Origin of the sequence: Rhodococcus sp. NPDC060176 (assembly GCF_042728675.1) — a bacterium.
GTDB lineage: Bacteria > Actinomycetota > Actinomycetes > Mycobacteriales > Mycobacteriaceae > Rhodococcus_F.
In genome coordinates, this window is sequence record NZ_JBHWYS010000007.1 from 1 (window position 1) to 16,366 (window position 16,366).

At 61.5% G+C, this 16,366-nt stretch carries 7 protein-coding genes; 4 read left to right on the top strand and 3 right to left on the bottom strand.

Going from position 1 to position 16,366, the window contains the following annotated elements:
• On the bottom strand, window positions 1-6,145 hold a 6,145-nt coding region (locus ACFWEM_RS26165), incomplete at its 3' end, for an amino acid adenylation domain-containing protein (protein WP_378538643.1).
• Window positions 6,146-6,405: 260 nt separating this feature from the next.
• Here ACFWEM_RS26165 and ACFWEM_RS26170 point away from each other — a divergent pair.
• The 3 genes from ACFWEM_RS26170 to ACFWEM_RS26180 are packed head-to-tail and all read left to right on the top strand — an operon-like array spanning window position 6,406 to window position 10,888.
• A complete protein-coding gene (locus tag ACFWEM_RS26170; protein ID WP_378538646.1) occupies window positions 6,406-7,230 on the top strand; it encodes an FAD binding domain-containing protein in 825 nt (274 codons plus the stop codon).
• On the top strand, window positions 7,227-9,920 hold the full coding sequence (locus ACFWEM_RS26175) for a molybdopterin-dependent oxidoreductase (RefSeq protein WP_378538648.1): 2,694 nt from the start codon (window positions 7,227-7,229) through the stop codon (window positions 9,918-9,920). Before ACFWEM_RS26170 ends, ACFWEM_RS26175 begins: the two co-directional genes overlap by 4 nt.
• Window positions 9,917-10,888: an antibiotic biosynthesis monooxygenase gene (locus ACFWEM_RS26180; protein WP_378538651.1), complete on the top strand. Its 972-nt coding sequence runs from the start codon at window positions 9,917-9,919 to the stop codon at window positions 10,886-10,888. Before ACFWEM_RS26175 ends, ACFWEM_RS26180 begins: the two co-directional genes overlap by 4 nt.
• A gap of 86 nt (window positions 10,889-10,974) precedes the next feature.
• Here the strand turns inward: ACFWEM_RS26180 and ACFWEM_RS26185 are convergent, their stop codons facing one another.
• Together ACFWEM_RS26185 and ACFWEM_RS26190 are read right to left on the bottom strand one after the other, a co-directional pair.
• Window positions 10,975-12,213: a DUF222 domain-containing protein gene (locus ACFWEM_RS26185; RefSeq protein WP_378538654.1), complete on the bottom strand. Its 1,239-nt coding sequence runs from the start codon at window positions 12,211-12,213 to the stop codon at window positions 10,975-10,977.
• 118 nt (window positions 12,214-12,331) lie between these two features.
• On the bottom strand, window positions 12,332-15,436 hold the full coding sequence (locus tag ACFWEM_RS26190; RefSeq protein WP_378538898.1) for a multicopper oxidase family protein: 3,105 nt from the start codon (window positions 15,434-15,436) through the stop codon (window positions 12,332-12,334).
• A gap of 316 nt (window positions 15,437-15,752) precedes the next feature.
• Here ACFWEM_RS26190 and ACFWEM_RS26195 point away from each other — a divergent pair, with 316 nt between their 5' ends.
• Window positions 15,753-16,364 carry a glyoxalase gene (locus ACFWEM_RS26195; protein WP_378538899.1) on the top strand — a complete coding sequence of 204 codons (612 nt, stop codon included), beginning with the start codon at window positions 15,753-15,755 and terminating at the stop codon, window positions 16,362-16,364.
• The last annotated feature ends 2 nt before the right edge of the window (window positions 16,365-16,366 follow it).

Genomic DNA, 16,366 nt, shown 5'->3' on the forward strand with positions numbered 1-16,366 from the left:
CCCCCGCAAACCGCCCCGCCAACACCGACGACAACCCCTCACCCGAGACAAACACCCGACGCAAACTCGAACACCCCACCCCCAACTCCCCCACGAACACCTCCAACATCGACGGCACAAAATGCACCACCGACACCCCCCACCGCTCGATCACACCCACCAAATACACCGGATCACGATGCCCACCCGGATCCGCCACCACCAACCGAGCACCCACCATCAACGGCCAAAACAACTCCCACACCGACACATCGAACGACACCGGCGTCTTCTGCAACACCACATCCGCCACACCCAACGGAAACTCCCCCTGCATCCACAACAACCGATTCACCACCCCCGCATGCGAGACCACCACCCCCTTCGGACGACCCGTCGACCCCGACGTGAACATCACATACGCCGCATGCTCAGGCAACAACACCCCCAACCGATCCCCCACCCCCACCGGAGCACCCGAAAACCCCGAAACATCAACACAACCCACATCAACAAACCCCACCCCTACCGGCAAACACCCACCATCACCAACCCGCGACAACACCACCACCGGATCCACCACCCCCACCACAAACCCCACCCGCTCCACCGGCGCACCCACATCCACCGGAACAAACACCCCACCAGCCCGCACCACCGCAAACACCGCCACCAACAACTCCACCGACCGCGACAACGCCACACACACCCGCGACTCCGGACCCACCCCCAACGAAATCAACAACCGCGCAAAACGATTCACCCGAACATCAAACTCACCCCACGACAACACCACCCCACCACACACCAACCCCCCACCACCCACACCAGCAAACCGACCATCCAACACATCCACCAACGTCAAACCCCCCACCACCACCCCCACACCATCCCAACCACCCACCACCAACCCACGCTCACCCGCAACAAGGATCTCCGCATCACCAACCGGCGCAGTAGGATTCGCCACGACCGACCTCAGTAGACGGACGAACCGCTCCCCGAACTCCGTGACCGTGCCGGCCTCGAAGATGTCCGAGGCATAGGTGAAGGCTGCATCGAAGCCGGCGGGAATGCCGTCCTGGCCGTGCCGTTCGGAGAGCGCCAACTGCAAGTCGAATTTTGCGACACCGATATCCACCGGGATCGCATCGACAACGAGTCCTGGCAGTTCGAGATGGGGGTGGGCGACGCTCTGAAACTCCAACAGAACTTGGAAGAGGGGTGAATGCGACGTCGAACGCTGCGGCGCAATCGCGTCGACAACGCTCTCGAACGGCACCTCGGTATGCCCGAACGCTGCCAGATCCACTTCGCGAGTCCGGGCCAGAATGTCCTCGAAAGTCGCGGCAGTATCAATGGCGGTTCGCAGGACCAGCGTGTTGACGAACATCCCGACCAGATTGTCGAGCGCTTGCTCAGCGCGCCCTCCCACCGGAGTGCCGATTGCTATGTCGGCCGAGTCGCTCAGTCGCGCCAACAGCACCGCCAACACCGCGTGCATCACCATGAAGGGAGTTGCGTTGACGTGTCGAGCGAGATCGAGAAGGTCACTGTGCACGTCCGCGGGCACCGAGAATCGGACCGAATCACCGCGCATGGACCGTTCGGCCGGTCTAGGTCGATCCAGCGGAAGGTCGATCACGTCAGTCAGACCGGACAGGGTCGACGTCCAATAGTCCAACTGCTTCGACGCGAGAGTGTCCGGATCGGCGTCACTTCCGAGTAACGCGACCTGCCATTGACTGTAGTCGGCGTACTGGACGGGCAGCGGGGGCCAGCCCGGTATCTGATTCGCTGCTCTCGCTTCGTAGGCGCGGGCCAGGTCACGGGCGAGCGGCTCGAGGGACGCTCCGTCCGCCGAAATATGGTGAACAACCAGTACGAGCACACGTTCGTCCGGAGCGATCCGAAAGAGAGTGCCGCGAAGGGGCACATCCACACTCACGTCGAATCCTTGTCGAGCGAGTTCGGCAATCCGCTCGTCCGGTTCTTCCTCGTCCGCTGCTTCCTCGTCCCACGCCATCTGCGACATCACGCGCTCCGGGGGAACTACGACCTGCAGTGGGCCGTCCACCGAGGCGGGGTAGACGGTTCGAAGCGATTCATGACGATCGACGACATCTCCCACTGCGGCCCACAGCGCAGCGGCATCCAATGCTCCTGAGAGTCGAACCGCCATGGGAATGTTGTAGGCCGGGGATGACGTGTCGAACTGGTTGACAAACCACAGGCGTTGTTGGGCCAGGGACACCGGCACTGGGTCCGGACGCGAATGTCTCTGCAAGAGAGGACGCCTCGATCGAGAATGATCGAGGCCGGATGCCTTCGCATCACGCACTTTCACCGCCAGCGATTCGACTGTCGGTGCCTCGAACAATGCTCGCACCCCGAAATCGACTGCTGCACCGGAGTTGACACGCGCGATCAGCCTCGTCGCAACCAACGAGTTCCCACCAAGATCGAAGAAGTTGTCACCGATACCGACCTTCGCAACACCCAGGACGTCAGCAAAGAGCTCGGCCAGCAGGTTCTCGTCGGCGCTCACAGGTGGCCTGAACTCGTCCGATCGACCGATCAACTGCGGCGCAGGCAATGCCCCACGATCAATCTTTCCCGACGGACTGATCGGCAACTCGTCGAGAAGAACAAACGCTGCGGGCACCATGTACGACGGCATGCGGTCCGCGACGTACTGCGTCAACTCGGCCGTCGACAGCGCACTCCCGCCGATCGGCACGACGTACGCGACGATCATCGTAGCGCCGGAGGGAGCGGCACTCGCCACCGCAACTGCATTCTCGACCTGCGGGCACGACTGTACGACGGTGTCGATTTCCCCGAGCTCGATCCGGAATCCACGAACCTTCACCTGGAAGTCGCTACGACCGACATACTCGAGCGCACGGCCGCGCCGGACGCGAACCAAGTCCCCCGTTCGGTACATTCGCTGCCCGGTGGGTCCGAAAGGGTTGGCCACGAATCGTTCTGCCGTCAAGGCGCGCTTTCGGTGATAGCCACGCGCGAGCGCTTCACCCGAGATGTACAGCTCCCCCACAACACCGTCGGGAACGGGGCGCAATCGCGGATCGAGCACGATCTCGTGGAATCCACGGAGCGGTCCACCTACGGTGATTGTCTCCGACGACGCCAACGGTTCGCTGATGTTCGACATCACAGTGGCCTCGGTCGGGCCGTAGGCGTTGCACAGTCTCCGTCCCGGAGCCCACCGCTGTACGAGTTCCGGTGGGCACGCCTCTCCACCGAACACGACATTGCCAAAGTCCGAAAGACCATCGGGTGACACTGTTCCGAGCGCCGCGGTCGTGACAAAGCCGTGCGTGATCTGCTCGGAGCCGAGGAATCGGGACAGCTCGTCCCCACCGAGGATGGTGCTCGGGGCGATCACCATGGTCGCTCCGGCACCGAAGGCCAGCAGATATTCGAAGATGGAGGCGTCGAAACTCGGCGTCGAGAAGTGCAGCGTTCGGGAATTCTGGGTCGCACCGAACCTCGAACGCTGCTCGCCGGCAAGATCTTCCAGACCACGATGGGAGACAATCACTCCCTTGGGGAGTCCGGTCGAACCCGAGGTGTAGATCACGTACGCCGGATTGTCGGGCCGGAGTGGGTACATCCGATCGATGTCGGAGACGGAGCGCCCCGGCAACTGTGCGCAGTGGGTACGGAACTCAGGGTCATCCATCGCCATCCACGGAACCGAATCCGGTAACCGGTGGAGTTCCGAGACGACCGTCAGTCCCAGCGTGGCGCCGGAATCGGTCAGCATGTAACGAACACGTTCAGACGGATAAGTCGGATCCACGGGCACGAATGCCGCACCCGTCTTCGCCACCGCCAACATGGCGACAACTGATTCGATCGAGCGCGTCAACCCCAGCGCCACAAGGTTTTCCGGACCGATTCCGCGGGCAATCAACATTCGGGCCATCCGACTGGAATCCTCGTCGACTTCTCGATACGACAACTCGTCACCGAGATACGAGAGAGCTACGCGGTCGGGATGTCGCCGCGCCGCGCCGTCGAACAAGTCGGCGAGGGTGCGATGCGAAGTGCGAGGGCCACTGCGGTCAGGCCGTGTCGCGGATCGTTCGTCCTCCGACAGGATGTCGATGTCGCCGATCACGACCGGCGGACCCGTGGTGAGGGATTCCAGGATGTGCGCGAACCGTAAACCAAGACCACGTACCGTTTCGGGATCGAACAGATCGGTAGCGAACTCGAGCACCACCGTTATTCCGGACGGTTCACCCTCCGCGTCGAAAGTTTCCACCGCACATACGCCGAGGTCGAAACGGCCAACGTCACGAGGTCGCTCGTCGGTGCTGCCGACGCACTCGAACGTCACCTGAACGACCGGTGCATACGCGGGCACATCTTCCACGCCGAGCGCCTGCGCCACCTGCTCTATCCGTATCTCACTGTGCAGCAGCGCATTACTGCGAGCCTCGGAGACGCTGTGCAGGAGCGTCGTGAACGGCATCGCCAGATCGATGCGATTGCGGACGGCCACCAGGTTCGCGCCGAATCCCGTCGGCGCACCGATCACCACGTCCGAAGCTCCGGACAACCGGCTCACCAGGAGCGCAAAGCCTGCGTGTAAGACCGCACGTGTGTCCGTCACGAGATCACTCGCCATGGCGGTGATCCGAGTGTGAGTGTCGGCGCCGACCCGAACGTCGACCTGTCCGCTTTGCAGCGATTGCGCTGCCGGCCGGGGTCTATCGGACGGAAGTTGCAGCAGTTCAGGTGCCCCGGCGAGCTGATGTCTCCAATACGCGAGTTGCCGAGCTTCGCGGCGTCGTCGCACACCCTCGCGCGCAGTCAGGTCGTGAACTGCCGAGAGTTCGGCACCTGGATCGGCCGCGATCAGCTCTTCCAGTAACTCGAGGAAATTCCGGTGGTGATCGCGCAAACCCGCAACCTCGTACCGGTTCGGGTTCGCCCGAAAATCGACACGCAGCCTGTCGCCACTCGGGTAGACGTTGACCAGCAGATCCTCCACCGGACCGGACGTGACTATGTGGTACTCGCCCACCATCTCGCCCAGTCGAACCTCCTGGCGGAACAGCATGACGTTGACCATGGGGCCGGCAAACGAGTCTTCTTCCTCCACAACGCTCTTCACGCCCGCGTCCCGACGGATGTCGTCGAGGCTGCAGCGCTGATGTCGCAAAGCACCCATGAGCTCACGCTGGACCTGCGCGACGAGTTCCCCGACGGTATCGACCCCGGCCGTAGCGATCACCAACGGTGCGACGCTGACCATCATTCCGCCCGAGTTGCGTAACAGCGCCGTTGTCCGCCCGGACATCGGAACATGGATATGGACAGTCTCTTTCGCCGTCAACCGCGAGAGGTACAGCGCGAGTGCAGCGATGACTGTTGCAGCTTGGTTCTCGGATTCGTCGAGTCGGGTACCGCCGAGGCGTGAGAGGAGAGCACTCTCGATTGCGCTCTCGGGCTGTGCGGGCCCAGAGTCGTCCGCCAGGGTGGTTGATCCGGCGACGGCCGCGTTCCGCCCGGCCCAGTACTCACGGTCGGCAAGGAATCGATCCGACGTTCTGTATCGCACGTCGATGTCGTACAGCGTGCTCAGCGGCGCGGCACGAGCAGGTTTCGGGTCCTTCTTCGCCACCGCGGCCGAGTACCGGTGCGCGATACGGTTCATCGTGGTCATGGCACCGAAACCGTCGAGCGCTACGTGATGAATGCGGCTGTACCACAGGTAGTGCAGGTCACCCACACACAGCACAGCCGTCTCGACGATTTCGTCGACTGCCAGGTCGATTTGCGTCCGGCAATCTCGGCGCATCCATTCGAGCGCAGTCTCGAACGGATCCTCGGTCCCGCGGAAGTCGACAAAACCGACCGAGATTTCGGCAGTCGCATCCACGTACTGCATCGGTTGACCGTCGACCTCGATCACTTTCAGCAAGGGAGATTGGAACTCGTGTGCAACCGCTCGCGTTTCCCGATCCAACAACTCGACGTCCAATTCGCCGCGCAACTCGACGTAATGCGCAATCAAAATCGGGACCTCAGGATCGAGCTGTTGTGCGAACCAGGTTGCCCGTTGCGCGGCCGAGAGCGGAAAGCGCGTCTCATCAGAAGTGTCAGTCCGTTTGACCTCGAAGGGTTTCACAGTGTCCCGCCCCGCACGGTCGCCGCGGCCGCCGAGTGCGTAGCCGCGTCCGAATCAACAGCGCGAGAGCAAGAGGCTGATCGCGCCTCTCAAGCAGTCGTACCCAGAATCGGCCAGCACAAGCAGCGATCCACCGGCCGATGTCGCATACGTTTCACTCATGTTTCACGTACCCGATATGCACTAAAAGTGTGAATGTGTCCCGTCACCTCGGTAATGTCCCACTTCTGGACGACACGTCCCCCGAGGGGAGCAGGCGCATGGACATCACCACCATTACCGACGTGATACGCCGACCACCGGATCGCCCAGGGGAAGTGTGGCGTCCAGGCGACGCCTGGCTTGCCGGTGGAACCTGGCTGTTCTCCGCCGAACAACCCGACACACGTCGACTCGTCGACCTCACCGCACTCGGTTGGACACCACTGGACGTCGGCGCGACTCACTTCAGTGTCGGAGCTACGTGCACAGTTGCCGAACTGTATGCGTTTGTACCACCGGACAATTGGCGCGCAAGTCCACTTATTCGCGTCAGTTGCGAATACTTCCTCTCCTCGTTCAAGGTGTGGAATGCGGCCACCGTCGGCGGCAACATCTGTATGTCACTTCCCGCCGGACCGATGATCACGCTGGCGGTAGCACTCGAGGCCACGTTCACACTGTGGGCTACCGACGGGGGTGTCAGAACCGTCGACGCTTGCGACTTCGTGACCGGCGACCACCAGAACGTCCTGGAGCCGGGCGAAGTTCTTCGGAGCATCGAGTTCCCGGTGCACGCACTCACCAAACGGCACGCCCACCGCCGATTCAGTCTCACTCATCTCGGGCGATCGACGATCTTCATGATCGCGGTGCAGACTCCTGGCACGGACGACTTTCACCTGACCATCACTGCGGGCACAACGCATCCGATCCGGCTGACGTTCGACGCGATGCCAGACGAAGAATCTCTGCGACGAACTGTCGACTCCATCCCCGCCGAGAGCTGGTTCGACGATCCCAACGGAGCCCCCGACCACCGCCTTCACCTCGCTCGTCACTACGCCGACGAGCTGCGAATCGAACTGACGGGGAGCCTGTCATGAGCTACACGGTGAACGAACGAAAGTTCGACGAGGAACCGTTCCCCGGTCAGTGTCTGCGCACATTCCTTCGGCAACTGGGACACCACGGAGTGAAGAAGGGGTGCGACGGAGGTGATTGTGGGGCCTGCACGGTGTGGCTCGACGGCGCACCGATCCACAGTTGCATCACGCCCGCGTTTCGCGCCGACGGTCACGACGTGACCACGATCGAGGGACTCGGCACGCCCGAAGATCTCCATCCGATTCAGCAGCAGTTCCGAGACGCACCCGGTTTTCAGTGTGGGTTCTGCACCGCTGGGATGATCATGACCTCGGCGGCACTCACCGACGAGCAGAAAGAAGACTTGCCGCGAGCGCTCAAGGGAAACCTGTGCCGCTGCACCGGTTACCGATCCATCGAAGACGCTGTCAACGGTGTCAGCGCAATCGAGGTTGCTCTTCCCGGTCAAGCAGTCGGTGCAAGCGTAGGCGCGCCGGCGGCGACCGAGGTGGTAACCGGACGCGCCGAGTACACGATGGACACCGAAATCGACGGCATGCTGCACCTGAAAGTGCTGCACTCGCCTCACGCCCATGCACGCATCACCTCCATCGACACCACCGACGCTCTCGCTGTCCCTGGCGTGCATCGCGTCTACACCTGGAAAGACGTGCCGCGCAAGCTCTTCACCACGGCAATTCATACCGACCACCTTGTAGACCCGGACGACACGTACATCCTCGACAACGTCGTACGTTTCGTGGGCCAGCGTGTCGTCGCCGTACTCGCCGACTCCGTCGTCGCCGCGGAAGAAGGCCGCCGGAAGGTGAAAGTCGAGTACGAGATCCTGCCGGCTGTGTTCGATCCGGAAGAGGCCATGGCCGACGGCGCTCCGGCCCTGCACGGGTCCGACGATCCCTTTGTCCGCGATCCCGAACGCAACATCCTGCTCGAAATTCACGGCCACGTCGGCGACGTCGACGCCGGTTTCGCGGAGGCCGACGTCATCCACGAAGGCACCTACTTCTCGCCGCGGGTTCAGCACGCGCACCTCGAGACGCACGGATCGATCTCGTGGATGGAAAATGGCCGCCTCCACGTTCGCACAAGTTCGCAGTCTCCCTCGATCGCCAAGGTCAAACTTGCCCACCTCTTCGACCTCCGCCCGGATCAACTACGAGTGTTCTGCAAGCGCGTGGGCGGCGGGTTCGGCGGAAAACAAGAAGTGATCAGCGAAGATCTGGTGGCGCTCGCCACCCTGGACACCGGCCGTCCCGTCTGCCTGGAATTCACCCGCGAAGAAGAGTTCACCACCGCGTCACCACGTCATCCGATGAAACTGACAATCAAACTTGGTGCCAAGGCGGACGGAACCCTCACGGCCTTTCAGTACCGAAACATCTCGAACACCGGTGCGTACGGAAACCACGGCGGAGAGACACTCTTTGCCGGCGGCGCGGCAGTCTCGCTCTACCGCTGTGCGAACAAGAAATTCGATGCGTATTCCGTGTACACGAACAATGTTCCGAGTGGTGCGTTGCGCGGATACGGGATGACTCAGCCCGCTTTCGCCGTCGAATCGGCGATGACAGAGCTGGCCGTCGCACTGGACATGGACCCGCTAGAGCTGCGTCGACGCAATATCGTGCGACCGGGCGATTCGCTGGTCGCACTCGAGGACGGCCCCGACGACGTGATCTTCACCGAAGACGGACTGGGGCAATGCATCGATCTGATCGACGCCGCATTGAACCGCCATCCGGTCCCATCCCTCGGAGACGATTGGCTTATCGGGACCGGTACCGCAAGTTCTCTACATGAGACAGCACCTCCCACCGAGCACATTTCCGAGGCCTGGCTCACTCTCGGCGAGGACTGTGTGTACGAACTTGCCATCGGCACAGTCGAATTCGGCGAGGGAACCTCTACCGCCCATGTGCAGATCGCCGCACATCAGCTGGGCACCACACCGTCGCGTGTGCGAATCATTCAGTCGGACACCGACCGAACCGGTTTCGACACAGGCGCTTTCGCCAGCGCCGGGCTGTTTGTTGCCGGCAACGCCGTCCTTCGCGCGTCGAACGCACTACGTGACCGGCTACTGGCCTTCGCGGCGCACCACACCGGCGTCGCGTTAGACCAATGCTCGATGGACGACGACAAGATCGTCTGCGGTAGCACTCGGGTGACACTGCAAGAGTTACTCGAGGCAGCACGCCCGCGCGGGATCCGATTCACCGAGGCTCGGAAGGCCTACGGGTCTCCGCGCAGCGTGGTGTCCAATACCCATGGCTTCAGGATTGCCGTCCACCGCATCACCGGTGAGATTCGCATTCTCTACAGCGTCCAAGCCACCGACGCTGGGGTGATCATCAATCCGGCGCAGGTGCGGGGACAGATCGAAGGTGGCGTCGCCCAAGGCATCGGCTTCGCCTTGACCGAGAACTTCCACGTAGACGCGCATGGCGCGATGATGAACCCGAACCTGCGTAACTACCGGATACCGACCTATGCAGACGTCCCTCGCACCGAGGTGATCCTCGTCGATTCGTCCGACTCCGTTGGTCCGCTCCGCTCCAAGGGAATGGCAGAGTGCTGCATCAATCCGGTCGCCCCTGCGCTGGCGAACGCACTGCAGGATGCCACCGGGTCGCGATTCCGGTCGCTACCGCTCACCCCCGAGCGCATCTTCACGGGCCTGAACCGATGACCGCGAACACCTCGGCAGACAGCGCGGCAACAGTAATCATCGGCCAGCGAGTGCGCGCCGGACTGGAGAAAGAGTTCGAGGTCTGGCAGAAAGATCTCAACCGAGCAGCCGCAGATTACGCGGGCTTCCTCGGAGCAGAAATTGCGGCTCCGACGCCTACCCAACCTGATTGGGTGATCGTGTACCGCTTCGACTCCATCGCACATGTTCAAGCGTGGATCAACAGCGCGACGAGGCAGGACCACCTGGAGAACGGTCGTCAGTACTTCGACGGCCCGGCCACGCAGCAGGTCGTGAGCGGCGGGATCAAACCTCCGGACCCGTTGCTGACCGTCGTGGTGACGCACCGAGTCGGTGATGACAGCATCGACGAGTTCCTCGCCTGGCAGGACCGTCTTCGCGAAGTGGAGAGTGCTTTCGACGGATTTCGCGGCACCGAGCTGTTTCGCCCCGTCGACGGTGTACAGGATGAATGGACGCTGCTCTATCGCTTCGACAACGCCGCCCATCTCGACACGTGGCTGACTTCCCCTGAACGACAACAACTCCTCGCCGAGGGCCGCAAGTTCCACGACTTCGAACTCCGGACCGTCGACAATTCGTTCGGCAGTTGGTTTGCTTTCGACGAGAACGGAAACGAGGCCCCGCCACCTTCGGAGACAAAAACCTCGATCGCCGTCTGGGTCGGCCTCTACCCGACGGTCGTGCTCCTTACCCTGGCCCTGTCGCCGCTGAAGTTGCCGCTCTGGCTGGGATTGTTGATCGGCAATCTGTTGTCGAGTTTCATCATGAGTTTCTTCACGATGCCGTACTACGTGAATCGACTCCTGCGCCGTTGGCTGCGTCCACCTCCGGGGATTCCTGTGGCGAAGACGAACGCGCAAGGAGTGGCAATCGTTGCCGCTGTGACCTTGTTCTGGGTTGTCGTCTTCTACCTCGTGACTACTCAGTTCTGGTCGCTGCCTTGAACTCGACGGAACACGAAAAGGCCAGCGTGTGCACCAGGGAATGATTCTTCCCTGGTACGCGCGCTGGCCTTTTCAGTTATGTCGGTTCATGCCGCTGTCGGTGGACTGTTCCCGCCGATCGGCCGCTGATACGGATCAATGGACATCGGCGGATAGAACACCGCCTTCCGATCGGGGTCTATCTCGACCCGCCATTCGGTGTGATGCAGTGTCCGGTGATGATGACCACACAACAGAATCAGATTGTCGAGATCCGTTGGGCCACCATCATTCCAGTGAACAATATGGTGAGCATCGCACCACCCTGATGGTGTCCCGCATCCCGGAAACGCGCACCCACCATCACGGACGGCCAACGCCCGCCGCTGCGGCACCGTCGCGGTCCTTGCTTCTTTGCCGCAGTCGAGCGGAACACCGTTCTCATCCAGGAGGATTCGGGTGATGGTGCAGTCGCAGGCCAACATCCGGGCAGTGTCGATGCTGATCGGACCTACCCAATCCGTCCACGCGAACCCGAGTTCCTGAGTCGACGGCAGTAGATCCTTCAAGGCTTTGAGGTCGGCCATGTCTTTCGCCGACACAGTCACCGTGATGTGCGGTTTCACCCCACCCTCGATCGGACCCAACCCCGCCCGCTCGTACCGCCGCAACAACTCGCAAAACCCATCCGCGCGCCGTAGCGCCGGAGTGCGGGTGTCTTTGACGCCGTCTTTCTCCGGCGTCGGCGCCGACAGGCTCGACAACAACGTGATCAACCGGGCCCCGTTCACGGCATCCAGATCACCTTTCACCGACACACGCCCGTACAAGCCTTTCGAGGCACAGAACTCGTTACGCTCCGAATCCTCACCCACCGGGACGCCATCCTCGCGTTTGCCGTACTGCTTCTCGATCCGCCGGATCGCCGCCCGCACCGCATCACAATCCGCAATTTTCTTCGACGCCAGATCAAGCAGAATCCCGCGGGCCTTGTCCACATCCGCCGGCGTCATGTTCTTCGGCGGATGCTGACAAAACGACGCCACCTGACGGGCCTTCAACGCATCAACGTCACCGCGGTGGAACGCATCCGCGACAACAGGTTCGAGCAACAGTAACCGCGCCAAACTGACCAACAGACTGCACTCACCGATCTCCAAATTCGTCGAACCGTGCAACCACTGCGCGATCGCCCGAAAACCCTTCCCGACCACAGTTTCCCGGGAAAACATGTCCGCGATCAGCAGCACCATCCGCGACTGCAACTCGTGCCGGACGCGCACCAGATCCAGAACCTCACTCTTGAGGCCCTCACCGTCCAGCTGCCACGCTTCCCGATTGTCCATACCGAAAGTTTAATCGAACAGACTTTCGATTACCAGGGACATAACGGACGACTTCAAGACCGCTCACAACTCGAGACCTGTTGAAATCGAACTACTTTCGAAACTGAAGCAAACGCGATCATCGACCACCGAGCGGCAAGGCTCCCCCACCGACAGGATAGGGCGGGAGCGTTCCCACAAGCGTCGGTGTCAATGTAGTCGCGGACGGATCGGCGCGACCCAGCGTGAGTTTCCGAACTTCGGCACCCGTTCCGTTGCTACCACTCACAAGGAGATCCGCGCCGGTCGTCGTGCTCGTCGTCGCTACTTCGACGCCCAACCCTGGACCGGCGAACGGATCGAAGGCTGCGACTTCCCGAAACGCTACGTCCGCCGAATGATGGTCAGGGCTCTCGAGGTACATCTCGGGCGCACCGTCGAGCCTGGATCCACTCGAGAAGACACGGACTGAACCCTCCCCTCCGAGCATGCCCGCCACGATCGATTTGGCTCCGCCCTCAGCGCCGGCCACCCATCCCGTCGAAAGCGACACCCCGTCGCGATAGCCCTGATCGAAGGCCAAGAACTGTGATGTCGTCACCGGACCATCCGCATGACCTGCGTGTTCATCGGAGTCGCCCTGCGCAGCTGCCGTCGGCTCGTACAGGTCGTAGCGGAACGTCTTGACCAAAGGCTCGTCGCCGGCACCCGGCGCGGTCACGATGCTCGCCCGACCGGAGTGACTGTCGACCATCCCGGTTGCAAAAGTGACGCCGCTACTCGAACCCGGATACGGAGAGAAGGAGGTGAATTCTGCCGGCGCGGACTTCTTGTCCGCCGGAAGGTCGGTGGAGTAGATCTTGACCTGCGACTCCATTCCTGGGCCTGACGCAACGATGATGTTGTCCGCCAGAGCATTTCCGTCGATGTCGACGCCGCCTACGTTCACTCCACCACGGAACCCCGAATCGAAAGGTGCAAATCTTGCCAACTCGTCGGTGAACGGCACGCCTCCGACTGCGTTGTACGCCACCACTTCCGGAACCGAGCCTGCACCTGTTCCAGCCACAAGATCAAGCACCATGTCTCCGTTCACGTCGGCCATCGCAACGCTCGGCGTGCCTTCGAACGACGGGAAGGGAGTGACGGTGGAGATCAGCTTGTCGCCGTTGGCATCGAATATCTGAACTTTGGCGGGAACTCCGGCCGAACCGGGCACGGCCACTGCGTATGTCGACACCTCTGGAATCACGTTGACAGTCGCCATCAATCCGTTGTCCTCGTGATTGAGTCGGTGGCAATGGATAACAAAGGTTCCGGTGTACTCGGTGAACTTCGTCCGCAACGTCACCGATGCTGGTTCCAGCGCGTTCTCGTTCTCGTCCGTCACCGGCGCCGGCACGTTCACGTTGTCGATTCCCCAGGGCTGAACGCCCGTCGTGGTACCTGCGACGGGATCCACGACTTCCGTCACCTGGAAGTCGTTGACGTGAATATGCATCGGATGTTCGTCGTTGTTGAGGTTCGTGATCTTCCATTCCTCAACGGAATTCAAACGCGGTTGAATCAGCGGAATGTTGGGGAACGTGTTGTCGGCGAACTCGTAGGTGAAGGCCTTCGGATCACTGTTGCTGGCCTTCTCGTTTCCGAATCCGCCCGAGACTGTGAGGTTGCGGGTCACGTCGGGCGTCATCGCTGCTGTATCCACGAAGGAGGTGTAGGTGTCCAGTTTTTGTCCGAAGTCGAATGGAGTCGTCTTTCCTTCCCCCTCATCTGGTGTCGCACGGATCAACTGCTGAGTCGGGAACGTGAAGAATCCGTCCGCGTAGCTGATCACCGACGGGTCGACAGTGACGGTTCCGAGTTCGGCCGGCGGATTGTCGGTGCCGTTGTTTGTGTACAGAATGCCTGGATTGCTCACCGGCTTTGCACCTTCGAGCGGTGGCATCTCCAGCACCAGATCGCCGGCCTCCGGCATCGTCACGGCAATCGCGTATCGCGAGGCCGGCGGAATCACCAGCCTGGTTCCGTCCCCGTCCACGGGTGGCCTGACCTCGTCGAACGGATTTCCGTCCTGGCCCACGATCGCAAACTTCGGATGAGCGCCGGTTGCGGTTTCCGTCAACGTGACCGGCATGTAGGCGAAGTCGCTGATGTTGGCGAGGACCCAGATCTCGGTCTGACCCGGCTTCAATCTCAGGGACGGCTGAAATTGACCGTTCACGGTGTACTGCACGTCGCGTTGGTTGTCGGGCAGGGAGGGATCAGCCGGGACTCTCGTCGATTCACCGGCGAAGCTCTGGAGGTTGCCTGGTACGAATTGATTCTGTCCACGATGATTGGCCGGCGACAGCGGTCCGCTGTACCAGTTGGTGAAATACTGTGCTCCCTCCGTGGTTTCCGAGAAATTCACGGGCGCCAAGCTCGGACGGTAGGTACCGTCGGCTAATTCCGTGCCGGTGGGCGGCGTCAAGGTACTGACGAATTGGGGCCAGTTCGCGTCGTTGAGCTGCCGGCCCTTCCCCTTGCGGTCGAATACGAAGTTGTACTGCAGTGCCATATCGCGGATCGGAACGTCGTTCGCCGTCACGACAGGCAGATTGCCGTCCGGTCGGCCGATTTCCAGTAGTCCGGCCAGACCCATGTACGTCTGCTGGGCGGTGAGGGTGTGTCGGTGACTGTGGTACCAGTAGAGACCGTTCGGCATCGTCCCCGGAATCGCGTAGTCGTAAACATTTCCCTGGCCGGCGGGGATGTTGAGCAACACGTTGTCGGCATTACCGTCCGGACTCACGTGAACTCCGTGCGTGTGCAGATTCAGCGGAGCCGACGACAGCGCCGGCGGATAGATCGGCACATCCCCGCCCGCCGGAGTGAACGCCGGATCGTAGAAGTCCTCGACAGTGAGATCCTGCAGATCGTTGTCGTAATGAATGATCAACCGCTCCCCGGGGTTGACCCGGAGAGTCGGCGCCGGATAGACGTCACTCGCCGAGGTCGACCCGTCCGAGGCCGTACCGCGAATGACTTCGTACCCGAAGAGCAGGAAATTCGACACCGGCGCCGACGCGGTGTCGAGCGGAATCACTCCCTGATGAGCGGACAACCGCACTTCGAGGACACCATCTCGACTGCTCAGTTTCACCGGCTCCCGGTAGTCGACGGGGGCACCGTCCGAGCCGTAGTTGGCGCCCACCTCAGGCGCCGATTCACCGGCGGTACACGCACCCAACGCCACCGTCATGGACACCACAACTACCGCGGCCAACGACTTTCCTCGCAGTGCGATCACTGGTTTCCCCGTTCCATGGTGGCGTGAGATACGTCCGATCAGCGCTCATCAGCCTATCGAGAAAACATCCGCTGAACAGGATATTCACGACAAATTGCCCGCACAGTGCCCGCTTCCGAGATGCATGCCGCAAGGTGGCTCACCAAACCGATCAGGAATCGAGAAGCACGGCCAAGGACCCGCAATTACCTTGAAACACATGAACACACCACAGAAGTCCACTTCCAGCCACACGTCGTCAAACCACACATCGGCAGGGAGCGCCCAGTTGACCACCGCGCGGTCCGTGATACTCGACGTTCCGGACCTAGCGGCAGCCGAGGCCTTTTTCGAAGCTCTCGGCGTCCGAGATCGAATCCTGCTACGCGCATCCAACGAACCGACAACCGGGTTTCGTGGATATACCCTTTCGCTCGTCGTCTCCCAACCGAACATCGTCGATGCATTCGTCGACGCAGCGCTCGCAGCCGGTGCCACCGAGTTGAAGCCGGTCAAGAAATCCCTCTGGGGATACGGCGGAGTTGTTCAGGCTCCCGACGGTTCGATCTGGAAGATCGCCACGTCGTCGAAGAAGAACAACGGGCCGGCCACCCGCACGATCGACAACCTCGTGCTGCTGCTCGGCGCCGAAGACGTCAAGGCCAGCAAGCAGTTCTACCTCAACCACGGACTCGAGGTGTCCAAGAGCTTCGGCCGCAAGTACGTCGAATTCACCAGTGCAGCAGGCAATGTCACACTGGCACTGTATGGGCGGCGCGCCTTGGCGAAGGATGCCGGGCTCGCTCCGGAAGGCATCGGATCGCACCGGATCACCATCACCGGTGCTTCCGAACCCTTCGCGGATCCCGATGGTTTCGCCTGGGAGAGCGCCCATTCCTGAGC